21 protein-coding genes and 1 pseudogene are annotated in these 23,400 nt (G+C 70.2%); 12 read left to right on the top strand and 10 right to left on the bottom strand.

Translation table 11 applies throughout. The features are described from left to right. Positions 1–36 precede the first annotated feature (36 nt). On the top strand, positions 37–936 hold the full coding sequence (locus tag AB0G28_RS06015) for a zinc-binding dehydrogenase (RefSeq protein ID WP_361083417.1): 900 nt from the start codon (positions 37–39) through the stop codon (positions 934–936). Here AB0G28_RS06015 and AB0G28_RS06010 read toward each other — a convergent pair. Continuing rightward, positions 933–2,879, bottom strand: coding sequence for an ABC transporter ATP-binding protein (locus tag AB0G28_RS06010; RefSeq protein ID WP_361083415.1), 1,947 nt, complete (start codon positions 2,877–2,879; stop codon positions 933–935). The two genes, AB0G28_RS06015 and AB0G28_RS06010, sit on opposite strands and share 4 nt — an antisense overlap. A 20-nt stretch (positions 2,880–2,899) precedes the next feature. Further along, positions 2,900–3,487: a TetR family transcriptional regulator gene (locus tag AB0G28_RS06005; protein WP_361084123.1), complete on the bottom strand. Its 588-nt coding sequence runs from the start codon at positions 3,485–3,487 to the stop codon at positions 2,900–2,902. Positions 3,488–3,581: 94 nt separating this feature from the next. On the opposite strand from AB0G28_RS06005, the gene AB0G28_RS06000 reads away from it, so the two are divergent. Further along, the gene (locus AB0G28_RS06000; protein ID WP_361083414.1) at positions 3,582–3,875 is read left to right on the top strand and encodes a DUF6191 domain-containing protein; all 294 of its coding nucleotides are present in this window, start codon (positions 3,582–3,584) and stop codon (positions 3,873–3,875) included. A 57-nt stretch (positions 3,876–3,932) separates the two neighbouring features. Here the strand turns inward: AB0G28_RS06000 and AB0G28_RS05995 are convergent, their stop codons facing one another. The 3 genes from AB0G28_RS05995 to pdhA are packed head-to-tail and all read right to left on the bottom strand — an operon-like array spanning position 3,933 to position 7,451. Then, entirely contained in the window at positions 3,933–5,237 is a 1,305-nt protein-coding gene (locus AB0G28_RS05995; RefSeq protein ID WP_361083412.1) for a dihydrolipoamide acetyltransferase family protein, read from the bottom strand. A gap of 16 nt (positions 5,238–5,253) precedes the next feature. Further along, complete coding sequence (locus AB0G28_RS05990; protein ID WP_361083410.1) at positions 5,254–6,246, bottom strand: alpha-ketoacid dehydrogenase subunit beta; 993 nt, start codon at positions 6,244–6,246, stop codon at positions 5,254–5,256. Then, entirely contained in the window at positions 6,246–7,451 is a 1,206-nt protein-coding gene (pdhA, locus tag AB0G28_RS05985; RefSeq protein ID WP_361083409.1) for a pyruvate dehydrogenase (acetyl-transferring) E1 component subunit alpha, read from the bottom strand. Before pdhA ends, AB0G28_RS05990 begins: the two co-directional genes overlap by 1 nt. 358 nt (positions 7,452–7,809) lie before the next feature. Here pdhA and AB0G28_RS05980 point away from each other — a divergent pair, with 358 nt between their 5' ends. Beyond that, entirely contained in the window at positions 7,810–9,228 is a 1,419-nt protein-coding gene (locus AB0G28_RS05980; RefSeq protein ID WP_361083407.1) for a M20/M25/M40 family metallo-hydrolase, read from the top strand. A 37-nt stretch (positions 9,229–9,265) separates the two neighbouring features. Here the strand turns inward: AB0G28_RS05980 and AB0G28_RS05975 are convergent, their stop codons facing one another. Then, positions 9,266–9,826 carry a helix-turn-helix domain-containing protein gene (locus AB0G28_RS05975; RefSeq protein WP_361083405.1) on the bottom strand — a complete coding sequence of 187 codons (561 nt, stop codon included), beginning with the start codon at positions 9,824–9,826 and terminating at the stop codon, positions 9,266–9,268. Between the two features lie 83 nt (positions 9,827–9,909). On the opposite strand from AB0G28_RS05975, the gene AB0G28_RS05970 reads away from it, so the two are divergent. Next, positions 9,910–10,914 carry a hypothetical protein gene (locus AB0G28_RS05970; protein ID WP_361083403.1) on the top strand — a complete coding sequence of 335 codons (1,005 nt, stop codon included), beginning with the start codon at positions 9,910–9,912 and terminating at the stop codon, positions 10,912–10,914. 216 nt (positions 10,915–11,130) lie between these two features. After that, on the top strand, positions 11,131–11,442 hold the full coding sequence (locus tag AB0G28_RS05965; RefSeq protein WP_361083401.1) for a hypothetical protein: 312 nt from the start codon (positions 11,131–11,133) through the stop codon (positions 11,440–11,442). A 4-nt stretch (positions 11,443–11,446) separates the two neighbouring features. Here the strand turns inward: AB0G28_RS05965 and AB0G28_RS05960 are convergent, their stop codons facing one another. From AB0G28_RS05960 to AB0G28_RS05950, 3 genes are read right to left on the bottom strand one after another with little or no spacing between them, the layout of a single operon-like run. Continuing rightward, positions 11,447–12,289: a transglutaminase family protein gene (locus tag AB0G28_RS05960; protein WP_361083399.1), complete on the bottom strand. Its 843-nt coding sequence runs from the start codon at positions 12,287–12,289 to the stop codon at positions 11,447–11,449. Then, entirely contained in the window at positions 12,286–13,233 is a 948-nt protein-coding gene (locus tag AB0G28_RS05955) for an alpha-E domain-containing protein (RefSeq protein ID WP_361083397.1), read from the bottom strand. Before AB0G28_RS05955 ends, AB0G28_RS05960 begins: the two co-directional genes overlap by 4 nt. 10 nt (positions 13,234–13,243) lie before the next feature. Then, the gene (locus tag AB0G28_RS05950) at positions 13,244–14,899 is read right to left on the bottom strand and encodes a circularly permuted type 2 ATP-grasp protein (RefSeq protein ID WP_361083395.1); all 1,656 of its coding nucleotides are present in this window, start codon (positions 14,897–14,899) and stop codon (positions 13,244–13,246) included. A gap of 149 nt (positions 14,900–15,048) precedes the next feature. Between AB0G28_RS05950 and AB0G28_RS05945 the strand changes: the two genes are divergently transcribed. From AB0G28_RS05945 to AB0G28_RS05930, 4 genes are read left to right on the top strand one after another with little or no spacing between them, the layout of a single operon-like run. Further along, entirely contained in the window at positions 15,049–15,978 is a 930-nt protein-coding gene (locus AB0G28_RS05945) for an ABC transporter substrate-binding protein (RefSeq protein WP_361083393.1), read from the top strand. A 16-nt stretch (positions 15,979–15,994) separates the two neighbouring features. Continuing rightward, complete coding sequence (locus AB0G28_RS05940; RefSeq protein ID WP_361083391.1) at positions 15,995–16,954, top strand: amino acid ABC transporter permease; 960 nt, start codon at positions 15,995–15,997, stop codon at positions 16,952–16,954. Next, positions 16,951–17,724: an amino acid ABC transporter ATP-binding protein gene (locus AB0G28_RS05935; protein WP_361083389.1), complete on the top strand. Its 774-nt coding sequence runs from the start codon at positions 16,951–16,953 to the stop codon at positions 17,722–17,724. Before AB0G28_RS05940 ends, AB0G28_RS05935 begins: the two co-directional genes overlap by 4 nt. Positions 17,725–17,780: 56 nt before the next feature. After that, complete coding sequence (locus AB0G28_RS05930; RefSeq protein ID WP_361083387.1) at positions 17,781–20,084, top strand: oxidoreductase; 2,304 nt, start codon at positions 17,781–17,783, stop codon at positions 20,082–20,084. Here the strand turns inward: AB0G28_RS05930 and AB0G28_RS05925 are convergent, their stop codons facing one another. After that, complete coding sequence (locus AB0G28_RS05925; protein WP_361083385.1) at positions 20,085–20,660, bottom strand: hypothetical protein; 576 nt, start codon at positions 20,658–20,660, stop codon at positions 20,085–20,087. A gap of 167 nt (positions 20,661–20,827) precedes the next feature. Between AB0G28_RS05925 and AB0G28_RS05920 the strand changes: the two genes are divergently transcribed. From AB0G28_RS05920 to AB0G28_RS05910, 3 genes and pseudogenes are all read left to right on the top strand, one after another. Continuing rightward, a complete protein-coding gene (locus AB0G28_RS05920; RefSeq protein ID WP_361084120.1) occupies positions 20,828–22,639 on the top strand; it encodes an NHL domain-containing thioredoxin family protein in 1,812 nt (603 codons plus the stop codon). 1 nt (position 22,640) lies between these two features. Further along, the gene (locus AB0G28_RS05915; protein ID WP_285457269.1) at positions 22,641–22,973 is read left to right on the top strand and encodes a co-chaperone GroES; all 333 of its coding nucleotides are present in this window, start codon (positions 22,641–22,643) and stop codon (positions 22,971–22,973) included. Positions 22,974–22,997: 24 nt separating this feature from the next. After that, positions 22,998–23,400 (top strand): annotated as a pseudogene (locus tag AB0G28_RS05910) (hypothetical protein); the annotation flags it as partial.

Here is a 23,400-nt window from a genome sequence, read left to right as displayed (position 1 = left end):
CCGTAAGTTGACTGATGGTCCAGTTAAGGGGTGGCAATGCGAGCAGTCGTGCAGCACGGCACGGGTGGACCCGAAGTGCTCAAGGTCGAGGACCGGCCCGAGCCGCAGCGGCAACGCGGGGAAGTGCTGGTCCGGACCGAGGCGATCGGCGTGCCCTTCTACGAGACCCAGCTGCGGTCCGGGCTGATCCCGGCCGGGCCGGAGCCCGCGATCTTCGGGCACGAGGCCGCCGGGATCGTCCTCGAGGCCGACGACGAAAGCCTGCGAGGACGCCGGGTCGTCACGATGTCCTTCACCGGCGGCGCCTATGCCGAAGTCGTCGCCGCGAGCCAGTACACGCTCGTGCCCGACGACGTCACGCCCGAGCAGGCCGTCGCCGCTGCCGTTCCGGCCTCCGTCGCGCTCGCCTTGATGAACGCCGCGGATGTCAAAGCCGGTGAAACCGTGCTGGTCGAGGCCGCTTCCGGAGCAATTGGCGGCTATCTGGCCCGGCTGGCCGAACAGAAGGGCGCTCGAGTCGTGGCCACCGCCGGCCACGGAAAAGCCGACATCGATCACGACGACCCGGACTGGCGGCAGAAGGTGCCCGACGGCATCGACGTCGTCTTCGAGTCGATCGGTGGTCCGCGGGCCGCCGAGCTCACCGCGAAACTCGCGCCGTTCGGCCGGATCCTCGCCTACGGCCTGCTCAGCGGCGAATTCCCGGTCTTCCCCGTCGCCGGCCTCGTCGCGCGCGGTATCACCCTGATCGGCTTCGGTGGGCCGGACGCCTACGGGAAGCGGGTCGCGGCCGTTCGCGACGAGGCGCTCGGCCTCGTCGCGAACGGCACGCTGACCCCTGTGCTCGACCGGACCTATCCCCTCGATGACGTCGCCGCCGCGCACGCGCGCGTCGAGAGCCGCGAAGGCGTCGGCAAGGTCGTGCTCGTTCCCTAGCTCGGCACTTCGTCGAGGTACGCCTGGGCCTGGAGCGTGAACAACTCCGCGTACCCCGCCTTCGCGGCCATCAGCTCCTCGTGCGTGCCGTACTCCGCGACCTTTCCGTGGTCCAGCAACAGAATCCGCTCCGCCTGCCGCACCGTCGAGAACCGGTGCGAGATGTACAGCGTCGTGCGGCCCTCGGACAACGAACGCAACCGCGAGAACAGGTCGTGCTCCGCCTGGGCGTCCAACGCCGACGTCGGCTCGTCGAGGATCAGAATCGGCGCCTCCCGCTGGAACGCCCTGGCCAGCGCGATCTTCTGCCACTCGCCTCCGGAAAGCGAGACGCCCTGGTCGAACCAGCGCCCCAGCGGGCTGTCGTAGCCGGACGGCAGCCGCTCGATGCGCTCGTCCGCGCCCGCGCGGCGCGCCGAGTCCTCGATGTGCGGCCGGTCCTCGAGGCGGGTCAGGTCGCCGAGGCCGATGTTCTCCGCCGCCGTTCCTTGGTACGTCACGTAGTCCTGGAACATCGCGCTGATCCGCGTCCGCAGCTCGACCGGGTCGTACTCGCGGATGTCGACGCCGTCGAGCCGGATGCTTCCGCCGGTCGGGTCGTACAGCCGGCAGAGCAGCTTGAACAGCGTCGACTTGCCCGCGCCGTTGCGGCCGACGACCGCCACCGTCTCGCCGGGCCGGATCTCGAAGCTGACGTTGTCGAGTGCCGGTTCCTCGGCGCCCGGGTAGGTGAAGGTCACCGAGTCGAACTCGATGTGACCCTCCACGGTGGAGGGAAACGTCCGCGGCGAAGGAGGCGCCGTGATCTCGGGTTTCGTGTCCAGGAACCGGTACAGCGTGTCGAGGTAGAGGTTGTTCTCGTACATCCCGGAAAACGCCGTGAACAGCCCGGACACCGACGTCTGCACCGACGCCGCCGCGGCCGTGTACAGCGCCAGGTCCCCCAGCGTGAGCCGCCCGCCGACCGCCTCCAGCGCGATGTACAGCGCGATCGCCGAGCCCGCGAACGTGCTGAGCAGCCCCCAGGACGTCGAGCTGATGTTGCGGTTGATCGTCAGCTTCCGCTGCCGCTCGTACGACACCAGGCCGAGCCGGCGGAACCGGTCGACGAAGTACGGGCCGAGCCCGAACAGCTTCGTCTCCTTGGCGTAGGTGTCCGTGGTGACCAGCGACGACAGGTAGTCCATCCGCCGCTTGATCGGCGACATCAGGAACGTCAGCCAGAACGCGCGCGAGCCGTACTTCGACTGCGAGATGAACGCCGGGATCGGCGCCACCAGAGCGACCAGGGCCAGCAGCGGGCTGATCGCGACGAGCAGCGCGATCATGCTGCCGAACGTGATCAGCGTCCGCACGAGCCCCAGCGCGGAGTTCATCATCGACAGCGGCCGCGTCGGCGCCTCCTGCGCGGCCTGGCGCAGCATGTCGTACGACGTCGAGCCCTCGAAGTACGCCAGGTGCAGCTCGCTGGCGTGCGCCATCACCTGGTGGCGGATGGTCAGCGTCATGCGTTCCTGCAGCAGCGACTGCGCGATCGACGTCAGCGCGCTGCTGATCGCCGTCGCGGCGAGCACGCCGAACTGGAACAACGCGACGTTCACGATGTCACCCGTCGTGCCGCGGTGCTGGATCGCCGCGACGACGGAGTCGAGCAGCAGCTTCGCGACGTACGCGGTCACGGTCGGCAGGAGCCCGGACAGCAGGGTGATCAGCGCCAGGAGGATCGTCAGGATCGGGCTGGCCTGCCACGTCAGCTTGACGACCTTCGGCAGGCCACGGACCGTGCCCGCCACGGACGTCTTCGCGCGCTTCAGCCGGGAGCGCAGGTCTTTCGGCTGGTCCTCCTGCTTCGGCTCCGGAATGTCGACGGGCCCGGTGAGCCCGCTCTCCGGCACGGTGACGGCGTGCCGCCGCCGTCCCCGCCGAGCCAGCATGAACTCCATGCCGCCCCCACCGCCCGGGATCACTGAGCCTCCACAGCGCCGTGCAGGAAGACGTCGACCACCTGGCGCGTGGTGGCGGCGTGCTCGTCCGCGAAGATTCGGCGGCCGCCGAACAGCAGGGTCAGGAACAGCGAGGCCAGCTGCTCGGGCGGCAACCGCAGCCGGTCCTTCTCGGGTTCGAACAGGTCGGTGATCGCGCCGCGCATCGCGTTCATCGACTCGCGGCGGCCGCCTTTCCAGGTCTTGCGGTCGTCGTGCGGCTGCTCGGGGTCGCGGCGGCGGAGCCTGCCGGACGCGTGCAGGGCGCCCATCAGCGCGCCCATCCGCTCGAGGTGGGCGCCCAGTGCTTCGGCGGCCTCGACGAGCCGGTCTTCCAGGGGCTGGTCCACGGGGATTTCGGCGATCGCGTCGAGGACGTGGTCGGGCCGCAGCGCTTCGGCCGTGCAGGCGTCGAAGAGCTCGTCCTTGTCCTTGAACGCGCGGAAGATGGTGCCCTCGCCGATGCCGGCGGCGCGGGCGATCTGGCTGGTCGTGACGTTGGCGCCGTGCTCCATCAGCAGGGGCAGCACCGCGTGCACGATCATGGCGCGCCGGGCTTCGACGCTCATGCCCGGCGCTCTTCGCCGGGTTTCGGATGCTGGTGTCATGCCACCAGTGTGCGGAGTGAGTGCTCACTCCGTCAAACGAGTATATGTTGGCCGGATGGGAGTCCTGTGGGCGATGGCGTTCCCGATCCTGGTCGTGCTGCTGTTCCTGCTCGCCGTGCTCGAGGTCTGGGGCCGCGGGTTCCTGCCGTGGCACCGCCGCGGCGACGGCTCGCGCATGGCGTCCGGGATCGCCACCGAAGAGGTCGAGGCGATCCTCGGCGGTACCAAGCACCACGAGCTGGAACAGCGCCAGGTCCAGCTGATGCTGGTCGACGACGAAGCCGACGGCGCCCCGCCGCGCACCAGCGTCGACCTCGACGCCGGGAAGATCGTCTTCCGAAAGCCGTGAAGGCCTCCTTACCGGCCATAGGAGCCGGTAAGGAGGCCTTCACGGCTTTTCAGGGACTCAGTAGGTCATCGCCATGGCCGGGTCGGCCAGCAACGCGCCGACGTCGGCCAGGAACTCCGAGCCCTGCTGGCCGTCGACCACCCGGTGGTCGAAGCTCAACGACAGCTGGAGCACCTTGCGGACCTTGATCTCGCCGTCCACCACCCACGGCTGGTCCTTGATCGCGCCGAGGCACAGGATCGCGGACTCGCCCGGGTTGATGATCGGCGTTCCGGTGTCGACGCCGAACACGCCGACGTTGGTGATCGTGATCGTGCCGTTCAGCATGTCCGCCGGCGGTGTCTTGCCTTCGCGGGCCGTGTCGGTCAGGGCCGTCAGCGCCTGGGCCAGCTCCTTCAGCGACATCGAGTCGGCGTCACGGACCTTCGGCACGATCAGGCCGCGCGGGGTCGCCGCCGCGATCCCGAGGTGGACGTAGTCCTTGTAGACGATCTCCTGCGTCGCGTCGTCCCAGACCGCGTTGACGTCCGGGGTGCGCTTCGCCGCCAGGCACACGGCCTTCGCCGCGAACGTCAGCGGCGTGACCTTGACGCCGGCGAACTCCCGCGACTTCTTGAGCTTTTCGCGGAACTCCATCATCGGCGTGACGTCGATGGTCAGGAACTCCGTGACGTGCGGAGCGGTGTACGCGCTCTGCACCATCGCGGCCGCGGTCGCCTTGCGGACGCCCTTGATCGGCACGCGCCGCTCGCGCGCTCCGCTGTCCACGGCAGGCGCGACGACCGGGGTTCCGTTGGCGGCGCGCTCGACGTCTTCCCGGGTGATGACGCCGCCGTCCGCGCTTCCGGTCAGCGAGTGCAGGTCGACGCCGAGGTCCTTGGCGAGCTTCCGCACGGGCGGCTTCGCCAAGGGGACGTACCCGCCGCGAGGAGCAACCGGAGCAGCGGGAGCAGGCGCCGGAGGAGCGGCGACGGCGGCGGCCGGAGCGGGTGTGGCACCCTTCCGGGCCCGCCGCTGCGTGACGACGGCCTTGGAGCCGTAGCCGACCAGCGGCTTCATCTCTTCTTCGGCCGGCTCAGGCGCAGCGGCAGCGGGCGCAGGAGCGGAAGCCCCACCGGGGTCGACGTCGATGGTGAGGATCGGCGTGCCGACCTCCACCGTCTGGCCCGGCTCGACGTGCAGCTCCGTGACCACCCCGGCCCACGGGATCGGCAGCTCGACGGCGGCCTTCGCGGTCTCGATCTCGACCACGATCTGGTTGACCGTCACCGTGTCGCCCGGCTTCACGTGCCAGTTCAGGATGTCGGCTTCGGTCAGCCCCTCGGCCGTGTCGGCCAAGGGGAACTGTTTGTACGTAGGCATTGCGCGGAGATCCCCCTTACCAGGCGAGCGAACGGTCGACGGCGTGCAGCACCCGGTCCAGGTCGGGGAGGTAGTGCTCCTCGAGCTTGGCCGGCGGGTACGGCGTGTCGAACCCGGTCACCCGGAGGACGGGCGCTTCCAGCGAGTAGAAGCACTCCTGCTGGACGCGCGCGGCGATCTCCGACGTCAGCGACGACTCCGACGGCGCCTCCGAAAGCGCGATCAGCCGCCCGGTCTTGCGCACCGACTCGAACACCGGACCCAGGTCCAGCGGCGAGAGCGTGCGCAGGTCGATGACCTCGAGGGACTTGCCTTCGTCCTCGGCCGCGGCGGCCGCGTCGAGGGCGACCTTCACCGACGGGCCGTACGCGACGACCGTCGCCGTCGTGCCTTCGCGCACGACCTGCGAGGAGAACGCCGGAACCGGCGTGCCGGTGACGTCGATTTCCGCGCGCAGCGCCCCCGAGTGGTACAGCCGCTTCGGCTCGAAGAACAGCACCGGGTCGTCCGACTTGATCGCCTGCTGGATGCCCCAGTAGGCGTCGACGGCGTTCGAAATGGACACGACCTTGAGGCCCGGGATGTGCGCGAAGAGCGACTCCGGCGACTCCGAGTGGTGCTCGACCGCGCCGATCCCGCCGCCGAAGGGCACCCGGATCACGACCGGCATCTTGATCTTGCCCTGCGTCCGGTAGTGCAGCTTCGCCAGCTGCGAAGAGATCTGGTCGAAGCCGGGGAAGATGAAGCCCTCGAACTGGATCTCGCACACCGGCCGGAAGCCGCGCACGGCCAGGCCGACCGCGGTGCCGATGATGCCCGACTCCGCGAGCGGCGTGTCCAGCACGCGCTGCTCGCCGAAGTCCTTCTGCAGGCCGTCGGTGATCCGGAAGACGCCGCCGAGCTTGCCGACGTCCTCGCCCATGATCAGGACCTTGGGGTCCTCTTCCATCGCGCGGCGCAGGCCGAGGTTGAGCGCCTTGCCGATGGTGAGTTTCTGGATGTCGCTCATCAGTGCTCACCCGCCGATACGAAGCCGTCGAGGTAGGACAGGAACTCTTCGCGCTGCGCGTCCAGCACCGGATTGCCTTCGGCGTAGACGTTGCTGAAGATCCTCTCGGGCGGCGGTTCCGGCATGTTGAACGTGTAGTCGCGCAGGTCGGCGGCGAACGCGTCGGCGTCGGCCTGGACGCTGTCGAAGAACGCCTGGTCGGCGTAGCCGCCGCGGGCCAGGTACGCGCGGACGCGCTCGATCGGGTCCTTGAGCTTCCACTCCTCCAGCTCGTCGGAGAGCCGGTAGCGGGTGGGGTCGTCGGTCGTCGTGTGCGCGTCCATCCGGTAGGTGAACGCCTCGATCAGCACCGGGCCGTTGCCGTGGCGGCACTCGTCGAGCGCCCAGCGCGACACCGCGAGGCAGGCCAGGACGTCGTTGCCGTCGACGCGGATGCCGGGGAAGCCGTAGCCGCGGGCGCGCTGGTACAGCGGCAGGCGCGACTGGCGCTCGGTCGGCTCGGAGATCGCCCACTGGTTGTTCTGGCAGAAGAACACCAGCGGCGCGTCGTAGACGGCGGCCCAGACGAATCCTTCGTGGACGTCACCCTGCGAAGTCGCGCCGTCTCCGAAGTAGACGATCGTCGCTTCGCCGTCGTCGTCCCCGACCTTGCCCTCGAACTTCTGGCCCATCGCGTAACCGGCGGCGTTGAGCACCTGGTTGCCGATCACGATGGTGTACGGGTGGAAACCGTGGCGCTGGTAGTCCCAGCCGCTGTGGTCGGTGCACCGGAAGATGCCCAGCAGGTCCTTCATGTCGACGCCGCGCGCGTACGCGACGCCGTGTTCGCGGTAGCTGGGGAACGCCATGTCGTTCGGCTTGAGCGCGCGGCCCGAGCCGATCTGAGCGGCTTCCTGGCCGAGCAGCGGGACCCAGATGCCCAGCTGGCCCTGGCGCTGCATGGCGTTCGCTTCGCGATCGGCCCGCCGGACCAGCACCATGTCGCGGTACAGGCCGCGGAGTGCTTCGGCGTCGATGTCGTCGACGTACTTGTCGAACTGGGGCGAGGGCACCCGTTCGCCTTCGGGGGTGAGCAGCTGAGTCAGCTCAGCGCCACCTTCGCTGGTTGCTCGCAATCCGGCGATCACCTGCTCGGGGGAAGGCTGGGCCGCGACGGCGGCCGGCCCGTCTCCAGGCTCCGGGTGCGTCCACTGTTCGGACGGCATGCGCAGTACTCCTCGGTGTCGGTGCCTCTGGCGGCCGCTTGTGGCGACCACAGCGACTGCACCGGCGGGGACCAGCGCATCGGGTCCGAAGCGCTCGGTCACCGTCGGCGTTGACGGTTCACGCCGACATCCTGGCACGAAGGTCCGCGCTTTGGTGAGTCACGGATGCTGATTTGTTGCTGAGAAAGGGCCCCTGAACAGGGAAAACGTTAGGAAGCCCGAGCATCGGACCTGCGAGAGTAGGGCGCCGGTCGCCCGCTCACCAGGCGTGGCGCGGTCGCATGATCGCGTGATCACCCGGGTCGGCGACGAGGTTGTGACGTGCCGCACGTCGTCGCGCGCGTGGCACGATGGCGGCGTGGAGCAGAAATCCGTCCGTGAATCCGTCGTGTCCGCCTGGATCAACGACGTCACCCCGAGCCTGTCCGGGCTGGTGGCCATCCCCGCCCTCTCCCCGGCCTTCGACGCCGGCTGGGCCGAGAGCGGCCACCTCGCCGCCGCCGTCGACCACGTCCGCGAGTGGATCGCCGGGCGCGACCTGCCCGGCGCGACGCTCGAGGTCGTCCAGCTCGAAGGCCGGACCCCCGTGTTGCTCGTCGACGTCCCGGCGACCCCGGGCGCGGCCGGCAAGGGCACCGTCCTGATGTACGGCCACCTCGACAAGCAGCCCCCGGTCGGCGGCTGGTCCGAAGGCCTCGGCCCGTGGACCCCGGTGATCCGCGACGGCCGGCTGTACGGCCGCGGGTCCGTCGACGACGGCTACTCCGGCTACGCGGCGACGACGGCGATCGAGGCCGTGCACGCGGCCGGCGGCGAGCACGCCCGCATCGTCGTGCTGCTGGAGACCGCCGAGGAGTCCGGCAGTCCTGACCTGCCCGCCTACGTCGAGCACCTGGCCGACCGCATCGGCGACGTCTCGCTGGTGGTCTGCCTCGACGCCGGCGGCAGCGACTACGAGCGGTTGTGGCTGGTCACGAGCCTGCGTGGGATGCTGCACCTCGACGTCACGGTGCAGCTGCTGGGCTCGGCGCAGCACTCCGGTGTCGCTTCCGGCGTCGTCGCCAGCTCGTTCCGGATCCTGCGCCACCTGATCGAACGTCTCGAAGACAGCGCGACCGGCGAGCTGCTGCTCGACGAGCTCAAGGTCGACGTCCCGGCGAACCGGCTCTCGGAGCTGAAGGCCGTCTCGCAGGACTTCCCCGAGGCGCTGGCGAAGGCGTTCCCGCTGGTCGAAGGCGGGCGCGTGATCACCGAAGACGCGCTGGAGCTGATGCTCAACAACGCGTGGCGCCCGACGCTGTCGGTGATCGGCGCCGACGGCTTCCCGAAGCCCGCCGACGCCGGCAACGTCCTGCGCGAGAGCACGACGTTGACGCTGAGCTTCCGCCTCCCGCCGACGGCCGACGCCGAGAAGGCGCTCGAAGCCGTGAAGCGCGTCCTGACCACCGACGTCCCGTACGGCGCGAAGGTCACGCTCGGCTCGCCCCAGGCGGAGAACGGCTGGAACGCGCCGACCGAGGCGCCGTGGCTGACGACGGCCCTGCGCACGGTCAGCGACGAGGTGTTCGGCCGCCCGCACCGCGCGACCGGCATGGGCGGCTCGATCCCGTTCATGGGTCTGCTGTCGCGGAAGTACCCGGACGCGCAGTTCCTGGTCACGGGCGCGTGCGGCGCCGACTCGAACATCCACGTGCCGGACGAGTGGCTGCACCTGGACTACGCGCAGCAGGTCACCGAGGCCGTCGCGCACATCCTGGACGCCCACGCCCGCGGCTGACCGACCCGGCCGGGCACTTTCACGCAAAAGTGCCCGGTCAGCGGCAGGCTTCCCGGAATGCTTCAGCGGCCGCGTCGAGGTAGACCGGGAAGTTGCGGTCACCGGCCGCGTCGATCCACCGGTCGAACGCGTCGCCGAAGACGATCGTCGCGACCTGCGCGGCCGGTTTCGCCAGCTCGGGGCGGGTGCCCCGCTGTTCGAGGGCGTCCTGGATCGCGGTGGTGATCGCGGCTGTCTTGCTCCGCTCGCGTTCGCGGAGTTCGGGCGTGGCCGCGATGACCGCGCGGCGCTCCGGCGACGGGTCGACGGCCTGCGTGATCCGCGTACCGACGTCGGCCAGCGCGGCGAGAACCGTGCGCAAAGGCGACTCGCCCTCCTCGGCGGCGAGCACGGCTTCGGCGACCGCGGGCGGCAGCTGTTCCGAGCCCGCGAAGAGGACTTCGCGCTTGTCGGGGAAGTAGCGGAAGTACGAGCGACGCGTGATCCCCGCGCGCTCGGCGATCTGCGTGATCGTCACGGCGTCGTAGCCGTGCTCGGCGTACAGCTCCAACGCGGCTTTCCGCAGCCGGTCCGCGGTCCCGGGATCCCATCTGGCCACGGCTCACCCTAACCGATGTCTCAGTGTGTCATCACGTGCTAGCCTCAGTGATGACACACTGAGACGTCACTTTGGAGGTCGTCATGGAGATCTGGGTGCTCGGGGCCTTGGGCCGCACCGGCCGGGCCATCACCGCCGAACTGGCCGCGCGCGGACTGCCGGCCGTGCTGGTCGGGCGCAACCGGGAACGCCTGGAAGCGACCGGCGCGAAGTACGTCGTCGCCGACGGGGTGGAGGCGATGGAGGCGGAGATCCGGCGGCAGCGGCCGACCGTCGTCATCAACACGATCGGCGAGTACGCCGCCACGGCCCCGACGATCGCCCGCGCGTGCCTGCCCGGCGGCCACTACGTCGACATGGCCGCGGACCTGGTCGCCGTCCCGCGGTTGCTCGACCTGCACGAAGAGGCCCTCGCCGGCGGCAGCACGTTCGTCACCGGCGCCGGCTTCGGCGTCCTGGCCACCGAGGCGGTCGTCGCGAAGCTGTGCGAGGGGCGTGACACACCGAGCCGCGTGCTGGTCGACGCGCTGGCCTCCGTCGCCACCGAAGAGGGGACCGTGGGGATCGCGCTGGCCGCCAGCATCGTCGACGCCATGACCGCGGTCTCGGCTCGGGGCGCGAAGCCGCGCACCCTTGTCCTGCCGGACGGCGAGACGGCGAAGGTGGCGGGCGTCCCCTCGGGGGAACTGATTGCGGCTCAGCGCGCGAGCGGCACACCGGCCGTCACGGTTTTCTCCGGGCTCGCCCCCACCGCGCCGGTGGTCCGGGCCCTGCTCCCGCTGCTCGGGCGGGTGGTGTCGATCCCGGCCGTGCGCCGGTTCGCCGTCCGGCGGCTCGCCGCGGTCCGGACGAAGGCGGCGCCGCGCCCCCGCACGCACACGTGGGGGCACGCGGTCGTGACCTGGCCTGGCGGAACGACCCGGGAGGGCTGGCTGCGTGCGGGCGAAGCCATGGACTTCACCGCGGCGGTCGTGGCCGAAACGGCGGTCCGCCTGGCCCGCGGCGAAGGCAAGCCGGGTGCGCACACACCGGCGTCAGCCCTGGGCGCGGACCTGGCCGAAGCGGCGGGCGGGACCTTCCTGCTGTGACAGCCGAGGTCGGCGTTGTCCCGATCGGGGATGGACCGCCTGCCGTTCGAGGAGGTGCACGTACCTGATCCATTGCACCTTCGAAGGTCACTGCGTTATCCGGGGGCGCTCGACATCGAGCCGGAGCACGCGGTGGAGGCCGTGTTCGATCCGTGTCGGTTGATCGGCCGGCAAGCGAGTGCGGCAGGTGTACCGAGGACTGTGGGAGGTGCCGTGATGACGGACAAGGAACTTCGCGACCGCGTCGCCGAGGCCGCCGAGGCCGATCCGGAGGCCGAAGTCGACTGGGTGCCGCATCGCGAGCCGTCGAAGAGCCCGACAGCGGTCTACAGCGTGCGCATTCCCGTGGATCGCATCGAAGAGCTGCGGCGGCTCGCCGCCCTGATCCGGGCCTGGGTGCTCGCTCAGCTCGACGCGGCCCGCGCCGGTGACGAAGGGGCCCGGCAGTGGGAGAACGACGTCCGCGCGACGATCGACCACCTCCGGGCCCTGCTCGACGAACGGACCGGCGTTCCGCACGCGAGCTGAAGCGTCAGGCCAGCCGGGTCAGGTGGACCGAGACGTCCAAAGTGGACTGCCCACCGCCGGTGAAGATCCCCTTCAACGGCGCCACGTCCGCGTAGTCCCGGCCCATCGCCACCCACACGTGCCGCGGCCCGACCGGGATCGCGTTCGTCGGGTCGTACGCCCACCACCCGCCCGTCCAGACGTCGACCCACGCGTGCGACTCGCCCTCGACCACCTCGCCGAGCTTCGCGTCCGGCTTGGTGTGCAGGTACCCGGACACGTACCGCGCCGGCACCCCGATCGCGCGCAGCATCACCAGCGTCACGTGCGCGAAGTCCTGGCAGACGCCCTCACGCGCCTGCCAGGCGTCCGTCGCCGTCGAGTGGACGCCCGTCGTGCCCGGCTGGTACTTCAGCTGCTTGTTCACCCACTCGCAGACCGCCAGCACCGCGTCCGCCGGGTCCAGCCCGCGGCGCAGCTCGCGGGCCTCGCGCGCCAGCGTGACGTCTCGCGGCGTGTAGTCGGTCGGGGTCAGGTACTCGGTGCGGTGGTCGATCACCGTCTCGGAACGCAGGTCCTTCCAAGAAGCCGTGCGGATCGGCTCCGCTTCGTCCGCCGTCTCGACCACCGACGTCGCCAGGACCGTGAACTCCCGGTGCGGCGCGTGGAGGTCGAACGACGTCACGACCGTGCCCCAGTAGTCGGTGTACCGGTAGGCGCGGGTCGCCGGGGTCGTCTCGATGCGCGTCGCCACCGTCGTCTGGCGGCGGTCCGAGCGCGGGGTCAGCCGGGCTTCGTTGTACGACTGCGTCGCCGGTGTCGCGTACCGGTACCCCGTGCGGTGCGCCACCCGCAGCTGCCACGTCACAGCGAAACCTCCGCACCGCTCCACGCCACCCACGGCGACGTGCTGAAGTACTGCAACGACACCGCTTCCCCGATTTCCTTGATCGACGTCTGCAACGCCGCGAGCCGCCTCGGCAGGTCGGTGAGCAGCTCCGACGGGCGGAGGAACTCCAGCTCGCTGCGGGCCCGGCCGAGTTCGCGCAGTGCCTCGGACTTCTCGTTGCTGCGCGAGCCGCCGCCCGGGTCGAGCCGTTGCAGGCAGTCCTCCGCCTGCCGCAGCGCGTGGAACACCGAGCGCGGGAACAGCGTGTCCCGCAACAGGAACTGGACGACGCGGCCGGCGTCCAGGGCGCCTCGGTACGTCCTGAGGTAGGTGTCCTGTGCGCCCGCCGAGCGCAGCACCGTGATCCAGCCCGGCGACGACGCGCGGTCCGCGACCCGCGAGAGCAGCAGCCGCACGACCATGTCGGCGCGTTCGATCGAGCGGCCCAGCACCATGAACAGCCAGCCGTCGTCGCGGCTCATCGTCGAATCCGCGAGGCCGGCGAACATCGCCGCGCGTTCCTCGACGAACGACAGGAACGCGTGCGGCCCCGCGCGCCGGGCGTAGCGCTGCCGGTCGGGCACCGCGTTCCAGGTCGCGTTCAGGCATTCCCACAGCTCGGTCGAGACGACTTCGCGGGCGCCACGCGTGTTCTCCCTCGCGGAGTTGATCGAGCCGACGATCGACGCCGGGTTGTCCTTCGCGTACGCCACCAGCTCGGTCAGCTTCCACACGTCGAGCGACTCCGTGCCCGCCGGGTCGATGCCCAGGACGGCCAGGAGCTGGCGGCTCGCGTGGTCCGGGTCGACCGTCGCGTCTTCCAGCAGCTGGTGGACCGAGACGTTGAGGATCCGGGAGGTGTCGTCGGCGCGTTCGACGTACCGGCCGATCCAGTACAGCGACTCCGCGTTGCGAGCCAGCATCGGAACCTCCCTAGCTCTGTTGTTGCTGCTGTTGCTGGGACGTCGTCAGCTCCGGCCCCTGCTCGGCGGCCATGCCGTCCACAGTGGACACGGCGCCGAGTGCGGGCCGCTCGAGCTCGCGTTCGGCCGTCGACGCGCGGGACGCCAGCACCCACGTGTCCTTCGAACCGCCGCCCTGCGAGGAGTTGACGACCAGGCTGCCCTCCGGCAGCGCCACCCGGGTCAGCCCGCCGGGCAGCACGAAGATGTCCTTGCCGTCGTTGACGGCGAACGGCCGCAGGTCGACGTGCCGCGGCGCGAGCCGGTCGTCCACCTTGGCCGGCACCGTCGAGAGCTGGACCACCGGCTGCGCGATCCAGCCGCGCCGGTTCGCGCGCACCTTGCGCCGGAGCGTGTCCAGCTCCTTCTTGGACGCCTCCGGCCCGAAGACGATCCCGTAGCCGCCGGAACCCTCGACCGGCTTGACGACGAGCTCGTCGAGGTGCGCCATGACGTGGTCGAACTCGTCCGGCAGCCAGCACCGGAAAGTGTCCACGTTGGGCAGCAGCGGTTTCTCGTTCAGGTAGTACTTCACCATCTCCGGCACGTAGGTGTAGACGAGCTTGTCGTCCCCGACGCCGTTGCCGATCGCGTTCGCGACGACGACGTTGCCCGCGCGCGCCGCGTTCAGCACGCCGGCGACGCCGAGGACCGAGTCCGGCCGGTAGTGCACGGGATCGAGGAACTCGTCGTCGATGCGCCGGTAGATGACGTCGACCTGGCGCTCGCCCTCGGTCGTCCGCAGGTAGACGACGTTGTCGCGGCAGAACATGTCGCGGCCTTCGACCAGCTCGACACCCATCAGCCGCGCCAGCAGCGAGTGCTCGAAGTACGCCGAGTTGTGGACGCCGGGGGTGAGCACGACGACCATCGGGTCGGCGACGTTCGCGGCGGCCGCCGCGCGCAGCGCCCGGAGCAGGTGCGACGCGTAGTCACCGACCGGGCGCACGCGGTGCTGGGCGAACAGGTCCGGGAAGACCCGGGCCATCGTGCGCCGGTTCTCCATCACGTACGAGACCCCGGACGGGTTGCGGAGGTTGTCCTCCAGCACCCGGAACGTGCCCTCCTCGTCACGCACCAGGTCCACACCGGACACGTGGATGCGCACGCCGTTGGGCGGGTTGATGCCGAACGCCTCCCGGCGGAAGTGCTCGCACGAGGTGATCAGCCGGCGCGGCAGCACGCCTTCGCGCAGGATCTGCCGATCGCCGTAGACGTCGGCGAGGAACGCCTCGAGCGCGCGGACGCGCTGGGCGACGCCGCGTTCGAGCTTCGCCCACTCGGCGGCCTGGATCACGCGCGGCACCAGGTCCAGCGGGAACGGCCGCTCCTGCCCGGACAGGGAGAACGTGATGCCCTGGTCGACCATCGCCCGGTCGAGCGCGAGCGCCCGCGAATTGAGGTCGTGCGCGTCGAGGGCCGCGATCGACTCGTACAGCGCGCGGTAGTGGCCGCGGACGGTGCCGTCGGCGCCGAACATCTCGTCGTAGGCACCCGCGTGCGGCCGGTCCGGCGCGAGATAGCCCTCGAACCGGGCACCCGGCCGGGTGATCCGGCTGGTCGCCGCCTTCCGCGCACGTCGACCGGACGGGGGCAGCCGGGGCGGCGTGGCGTTCATGGTCGACATCCTTACTCACTCCCCGGGTCGGACGCGATACCCGGCGGTACGACGCGCGCCGGTCTAAACATCGCCGTAACTTCGCGGTGCTGTGCTTTGGTATGGATGAGTGGCAATATGCGTGCTCTCAGAACCTGAGAACTACGAGGAGTGACGACGTGGCCCGAGGAACCCAGCTGAAGGCGATCGCCCTGCTGCCTGCGTTCGCCCTGGTCGGCTTGACCGTGGCGTGCGGAGCGGGAGGCAGCGGCGCCGGCGGCGTCAGCTCCAGCAGCGCGGCCGCGCCGGGCGCGGGGGATGCGGGGACCGTGGCGAAGGACGACGCGCTCGCCGCGATGGTGCCCGCGGCCGTCAAGTCCGACGGCAAGATCGTGGTCGGCCAGGACCAGAGCTACCCGCCGAACGAGTTCCAGGACGGCGGCAAGGCGACCGGCTTCGACGTCGACCTCGGCACGGCCATCGGCCAGGTGCTCGGCGTGCAGATGGAGTTCCAGAACTCCTCGTTCGACGGCATCATCCCGGGCATCGGCGCGAAGAAGTACGAGATGGGCATCTCGTCGTTCAGCATCAACGCCGACCGGCTGCAGTCGGTCGACATGATCTCCTACTACAGCGCGGGCACCTCGCTGGCCGTGCTGAAGGGCAACCCCGACGGCCTCAAGGTCGACGACCTCTGCGGCAAGAAGATCGCCGTCCAGAAGGGCACCACGCAGGTCGAGGACCTCGACAAGAAGAACGCCGCCTGCACCGGCGCGGGCAAGCCCGCCATCGACGTCACGCAGCTGCAGGCCCAGACCGACGTCAACCTGGCCCTCACCGCCAAGCGCGTGCAGGGTGAGCTGGCGGACTCCCCGGTCATCGACTACGCGGTCAAGCAGACCAACGGCCAGCTCGAGTCGGTCGGCGCGCCGTACGACACGGCGCCGTACGGCATCGTGCTGCCGAAGAACAGCGGCGACTTCGGCAAGGCCGTCCAGGGTGCGATCCAGAAGCTGATCGACAGCGGCGCGTACAAGAAGATCCTGGACAAGTGGGGCCTGAACGCCGCCGGCGCGGTCACCAAGTCGGAGATCAACCCGGCTTCCTGAGAATAGGACGTAGTTCGTGAGTTCCTCCGAAGCGCCTCCCGAAGCACTTCCCGACGGGGCGCCGATCGACGCCGAGCCCATCAAGGCCGTCCCAGTGCGCCACTACGGGCGCTGGGTGGCCGGGGTGGTCATCCTTTTCCTGGCGTTCATCGTGATCCGCAGCGTGATCACGAACGACGCGCTGCAGTGGCCGGTCGTCGGGGACTACCTCTTCGACGACCGGGTGCTGCGCGGCCTGCAGAACACCCTGATCCTGACCGTGATCTCGATGCTGATCGGGATCGTCGGCGGCATCCTGCTGGCCGTGATGCGCCTGTCGCCGAACCCGCTGATGTCGGGCGCGGCGGGCATCTACATCTGGCTGTTCCGCGGCACGCCGCTGATCACGCAGCTGGTGATCTGGAACTTCCTGGCGCTGGCCTACCCGCGCCTGGGCCTGGGCATCCCGTTCGGGCCGGAGTTCGTCAGCTGGGACACCAACCAGCTGATCACGCAGTTCACCGCGTCGCTGCTCGGCCTCGGGCTCAACGAGGCCGCGTACATGGCCGAGATCGTGCGCGGTGGCATCCAGTCGGTCGACGGCGGCCAGCTGGAAGCGGCGAGCGCGCTGGGCATGAGCCGGACGAAGACGCTGCGGCGGATCGTCCTGCCGCAGGCGATGCGGGTGATCATCCCGCCGACCGGCAACGAGACGATCTCCATGCTGAAGACGACGTCGCTGGTCGTGGCGATCGGGTACTTCGAGCTGATGGTCGCGGTGCAGACCATCTACTCGCAGAACTACAAGACGGTCCCGCTGCTCATCGTGGCGGCCGCCTGGTACCTGTTCATGACGTCGGTGCTGACGCTGGTCCAGATGCAGATCGAGAAGCGCTTCGCGCGGGGTACTTCGCGGGACGTCGCGACGAAGAGCCGATGGGCGGCCCGGATGCTGGGCTTCCGGTTCGGCTCCGGCTCCAGTGGAGGAGGCCGATGACCCCCGTGGTTTCCGCGCAGAAGATCTGCAAGAGCTTCGGCAGCGTCGACGTCCTCAAGGGCATCGACCTCGAGGTGCACGAACGCGAAGTGCTCTGCCTGATCGGGCCGTCCGGCTCGGGCAAGTCGACGCTGCTGCGCTGCATCAACCACCTCGAGAAGATCGACGCCGGCCGGCTCTACGTCGACGGCGTGCTCGTCGGCTACAAGCAGCGCGGCGACAAGCTGCACGAGCTGCGCGAGAACGAGGTCGCGTTCCAGCGCAAGGACATCGGCATGGTGTTCCAGCGCTTCAACCTCTTCCCGCACATGACGGCGCTCGAGAACATCATGGAGGCGCCGATCCAGGTCCGGCGCGAGCCGAAGGCACAGGTCCGGCAGCGCGCGCTGGAGCTGCTGGAGCGCGTCGGCCTCGCGGACAAGGCGAAGAACTACCCGGCACAGCTGTCCGGCGGGCAGCAGCAGCGGGTGGCGATCGCGCGGGCGCTCGCGATGCAGCCGAAGCTGATGCTGTTCGACGAACCGACGTCCGCGCTGGACCCGGAACTCGTCGGCGACGTCCTGGGCGTGATGAAGCAGCTCGCCAAGGACGGCATGACCATGGTCGTCGTCACGCACGAAATGCAGTTCGCGCGCGAGGTGGCGGACAAGGTCCTGTTCATGGACGGCGGCGTCGTCGTCGAAGAGGGGCCGCCCGACCAGGTCATCGGGAGCCCCCGTGAAGAACGGACCAAGTCGTTCCTCGCCCGGGTGCTGAACCCGAACGCCTGACGAAAACCGTTCGGATTCGCTATTTTGAAAGCGGGTGAGGGAGGGGGCGGGGTGTTTTGACGACAGAAAGCGCGTTGCCCCCTCTCGATCCGTTCGCCGGGATCCCCGACCGCCGATACGAGGTCAGGGCGTCCGAGCTGCTGAAACCCGGCAACGCCGGGCTGCTGCGCTGGCGGCGGCAGGCCACGAACGCCCCGATCGTCTACGTCGAGGACGCCTACATCACCGGCACCCTCGACCTGCGGGCCGCGGACCTGAAGTACCTGTTCCGGTTCGAGCGCTGCCGGTTCGAGCAGCCGCCGGACGTGCGCGAGGCGAACCTGCTGGGGCTCGTGTTCCGCAAGTGCTGGCTGCCCGGACTGAAGGCCCGCAACATGCGCAGCCGCAACGACGTCCGGCTGATCCGCAGCGTCGTGCAGGTCGACGGGGCCGACCGCGAGATCGAAGAGACCACCGTCCAGCGCGGCGACGACCGCGAACGCGGGATGCCGAACGCCGCGGTCAACCTGACCGACGCCGTGATCGAGGGGTCGATGGTGCTCACCCGCACCGTCATCTCGCACCCGCACGGCAAGGCGATCCAGGCCGACCGGCTCGTGCTGACCGGCGCGTTGCTGGCCTACCGGATGGTCGCCAACGGCGAAGTCCGGCTGCCCGGCGTGCGGACCGGCGGTAACGTCAACTTCTCCGGCGCCACGCTGAACAACCCGGACGGCTTCGCGCTCAACGGCAACGGCCTGCACATCGGCGGCAGCCTGCTGTGCGAGGTGGACAACTACGGCCCGGCCAGCCAGCGCAAACGCTTCTCCGCCACCGGGATCATGTACCTCCCGAGCGCCACGGTCGACAGCGACATCTCGCTGCGCGAGGCCAAGCTGACGGTGTCGCAGCACGGGCCGATCGCCGTCGACGCGTGGAAGTCCAACGACCCGTACCTGGACCCGCGGCCGGCGCTGGTCGCGGACCGGATGCGCGTCGACGGGAACGTCGAGCTGTCGGACGGCCTGCAGGCGCTGGGCACGCTGCGGATGGTCAACGCCCGCATCGGCGGCTCGCTGCGGCTGGCCGGCGCCGAGATCCGCGTCGAGCGCGGCAAGACGGTGCCGTACTACGACCGCGCGCTGCACCTGGACGGCACCGAGATCGGCGGCGACATCGAGGCGACGAGCCTGCGCGTGCCCGCCGGGCAGCTGCGGCTGGCCGACGTCACCGTCGGCGGCAACTTCCTGGCCTGGAACTCGATGTTCCGCCACCCCGGCCGGGACGTCTTCTCGGCGCGCCGGTCGAAGATCGCGGGCAACTTCCAGCTCACCGACGCCACGATCCACGGCACGCTGCGGCTGCAGGGTCTCGACGTCGGCGGCAGCATCAACCTCGCCGGCACCCGGCTCACCGAGCCCGGCCAGCGGGCCACCAGCAGTTACTCCCTCGACGTCCGGACCGGCCGCGTCGGTCGTGACCTGACGCTGCGGGACAACAACGGCCGCCCGTTCGTCGCCGAAGGGGGCGTCAACCTCGACGGCGCGCAGGTCGCCCGGCGCGTGGACCTGCGCGGTTCCCAGCTGGGCTCGTTGCCGCCGTTCGGCGTGGCTCTCGACGCCGGTGATGTCGCCTCGGACGAGTTCATCCTGACGCCCAGCAGCCCGCCGACGGGCCGGATCGTGCTCCGGCGTGCCCACTGCGGCACGCTGAGCGACAACAAGCAGTTCTGGGACGCGTCCGGCGGCATCGAGCTGGAGGACTTCCGCTACGACGCGCTCAAGAAGGGCATCCCGCTCGCCGACGACAAGGCACTCGACGACCGCATCGAGATGCTGCGCAAGGCGATGCGCGGCTACCGGCCGGGCCCGTACGACCAGCTCGCGCACATGCTGCGCGCGGCGGGAAACGAAGAGCACGCCTCGACGGTGGCCCTGCGCAAGCAGCAGTTCCGCTACGAGGCACTCGCGCGGGGCTTCAAGTTCTTCGGCCCGGGGGTGCGGCTGTGGAGCTGGCTGCAGCGCTCGATGGTCGGCTACGGCTACCGCCCGGTGCGCGCGCTCGGCTGGCTGCTGACGCTGCTGGTGCTGGGCAGCCTGTGGTTCGGCCTGGGCACCGACGACTGCGTGACCGACACCAGCGGCCGGTACGTCAGGAGCGGCCCCCGCTGCGTGGTGAACCAGCAGGACACGGGCCTGCAGTGGAACCCGGTGATCTACACGGCGGACCTGCTGGTCCCGATCGTCGACTTCGGCAACAAGTCGCGGTGGTACATGCACGGCCCGGACAACTGGGTGGCAGCGGGCTTCACGGCATCCGGCTGGATCCTGGCGACGACCGTGGCGGCGGGCGTGAGCCGCATGCTGCGTCGCGACAGCTGATCAGTCGATGAAGCGGGACCAGAACGGGATGTACCGCGGCCCGTCCGGTGGGGCGGTGCTTATCCCGCCCGTGGCGAACTCGCGGTGCAGGTAATCCCGCAGGTCGGAGCCGTAGACGACGATGTCCGTCTGGTACACCGACAGCACCGGATAACCCACTGTGCCCGGCAGGCCGGGCAGGTAGCGGTGCCCGCACACCGGCACCAGCTGCGGCGCGTCGGCCAGGCGCCGGCGGGCTTCACGGACCGCGTCCTCCGGGCCGACCGGGCGCGTGCCCCAGTCCGGGAGCCAGAAGCCGTTGTGCTCGACGTCGTACAGCACTCCGTCGACCGGCCATGCCAAACGTTTGCGCAGCTGTTCGGCGTTGCCGCAGCGCCAGTCGGGCCAGCGGTCGCCGATCGGGACGCCCGCGGACAGGAACGTGCGGTGGTCCGCGGCGAAGCGGAAGCCGAAGCGGCGCTCGACGTCGTCGAGCTCGGTCTCGGTCAGCCCGGGACGCACGGGTTCCCGGAGATTTTCTTGCAGGTGCCGCGCCTCCTCCGGAGTGAGGGCGCCGGCCGGCTGGACGGGGGTCATGACCACGAGCCTAAGCGGCGGCTCACCCGCACCGCGCGTCCTTTTCCACGCCGACCTGGGCGGACCCCGGTGGGGTGAGTTTGTTCTCTCATCGGCCGGACCGCGGAACACAGCGCGCCCGCGTGTAGTTCACTCTTCCCGTGACTTCTCCACGACCGCAGAGCCGCGTGCGTGCCCCCGAGCTGCGCGGCGACGTCTGGCTGAACACCGGCGACCACCCGCTCACCCTCGCCGGGCTGCGCGGGCGCATCGTCCTGCTGGACTTCTGGACCAGCGGCTGCATCAACTGCCACCACGTGCTCGACGAGCTGCGGCCCCTGGAGGCCGAGTTCGCGGACGTGCTGGTCACGATCGGCGTCCACTCGCCGAAGTTCCTGCACGAGGGCGAGCGCGCGTCGATCGAAGCCGCCGTCCGCCGCTACGACGTGCACCACCCGGTCGTCAACGACCCGAAGATGGAGCTGTGGTCGCAGTACGCCGTGCGTGCGTGGCCGACGCTGGTCGTCGTCGACCCCGAGGGGTACGTCGTGCACGTCGCGGCCGGCGAAGGGCACGGAGAGGCGCTTCGCCGCGTCATCGCCGACCTCGTGACGAAGCATGAAGCGAAGGGGACGCTCCGCCACGGCGGCAGCCCGTACGTGCCGGTCGAGGAGCAGCCCGGCGAGCTGCGGTTCCCCAGCAAGGCCGTCGCCACCGCCGAGGGACGCGTCCTGGTCGCCGACACCGGGCACCACGCGATCGTCGAGTTCGCTTCGGACGGCGAGACCGTCATCCGCCGCTTCGGCAGCGGCGAACGCGGTGGTCAGGACGGCCCGTTCGACATCGCGACCTTCACCGAGCCGTCGGGCATCGCGCTCCTGCCGTACGACATCGCCGAGCGCGCCGGCTACCACGCCGTGGTCGCCGACACCGCCGGACATCGGCTGCGCGGCCTCGACCTCATCACCGGCGAAGTCACCACGGTCGCCGGCACCGGCGCGCAGTGGCGCAGCGGACCGGACTCCGGCAAGGGCGTCGAGGTCGACCTGACCAGCCCCTGGGACGTCGCCTGGTGGGGCCCGGCCGGCGGGATCGTCGTCGCCATGGCGGGCAACCACACGCTGAGCGTGTTCGACCCGGTCACGGGCACGATCCGCCGCTTCGCCGGGACGACCGTGGAGGGTCTCCGAGACGGCGACGTCAGCGAAGCGTTCTTCGCGCAGACGTCCGGCCTGGCCGTGGACGGCGACAAGCTGTGGCTGGTCGACGCGGAGACATCGGCGTTGCGCTGGATCGAGCCCGACGGCGAGACGTTCACGGTGCACACCGCGATCGGCGTCGACCTGTTTTCCTTCGGCCACACCGACGGCCCGGCCGACAAGGCGCTGCTCCAGCACCCGCTTGGCCTGGCCGTGCTGCCCGGCGACAAGATCGCGATCGCCGACACCTACAACGGCGCCGTCCGTAGCTTCGACGTGTTCACCCGCGAGGTGACCACGATCGCCACCGGCCTCGCCGAACCGCAGGGCCTGCTCCTGCACGAGGGTGACCTGCTGGTCGTCGAGTCCGCGGGCAACCGGATCGCGGCGCTGCCCACGGCCGAGCCGACGGTCGTCACCGGCGACGCGCACGCCGTGCGCCGTCCGCCGACGGTGCTCGCGCCGGGCGAGATCGACTTTTCGGTGGTGTTCACGGCGCCGCCTGGCGAGAAGCTGGACGACCGCTTCGGCCCGTCGACGCGGCTGGAGATCAGCGCGTCACCGCCGTCGCTGCTCCTGGACGGCGGTGGCACGGGCACGGACCTCAGCCGCAAGATCCGGCTCGCCGCGGGCGAGGGCGTGCTGCAGGTGGTCGCCCAGGCGGCGAGCTGCGACGACGGCGCCGAGCACCCGGTGTGCCGCATCACCCGGCAGGACTGGGGAGTCCCGGTGCGGCTGGAGAACGGCGGGGCGCGGGAGCTGAGCCTGGTCATGGCCGGGGAGCCCCGGACCGGCGAGTAGCATGCACGCCGTGTCTGACGGGCCGAAACTCGAGATCCAGATGCTCCACGACCGCGTGCTGGTGCGGCTGTCCCCGGAAGAAGGCGAGCGCCGCAGCAGCGGCGGCATCGTGATCCCGGCGACGGCGCAGGTCGCGCGCCGCCTCGCCTGGGGTGATGTACTGGGCGTCGGCAACAGTGTGCGGAACGTCAAGACGGGCGACCGCGTGCTCTTCAACCCGGAGGACCAGCTCGAGGTCGAGATCCAGGGCGAGGGGCACCTGGTGATGCGCGAACGCGACATCCACGCCGTGGCGACGGAGCGGACCGAGCACGGGACGGGGCTCTACCTGTAGGTCGGCTCCGGCGGAGGGCAGGGCGTGGCAGACGAAGAGGTCCGTGAGGGCACGGAGACGCTCGACGCCGAGCGCGCCCAGGTGCCGGCCGAGATTGTGGTGGCCGAGCCTGCGGTGGCCGAGCCGGTGCACGCGACGGAGACCGAGCCCGAGCTGCTGGTGGCCGAGTCGGTGAGCACGGCCGAACCCGAACCCGAGCCGCCGGCGGCTGAACCCGAGGTGGTCGAGCCCGAGGTGGCCGACGGAACGGCTGCCGAGGTGCGGCCCGAAGCCGGGCCTGAGTCGCCGGTGGCTGAGCCGGTGGGTGCTGCCGAGGCGGAGCCCGAGCCGTTGGTGGCTGAGCCGGTGGGTGCTGCCGAGGCGGAGCCTGAGCCGTTGGTGGCTGAGCCGGTGGGTGCTGCCGAGGCGGAGCCTGAGCCGTTGGTGG

The sequence above is a fragment of the Amycolatopsis sp. NPDC021455 genome, from assembly GCF_040640995.1.
GTDB lineage: Bacteria > Actinomycetota > Actinomycetes > Mycobacteriales > Pseudonocardiaceae > Amycolatopsis.
This window is presented reverse-complemented; position numbering and strand designations above follow the sequence as displayed.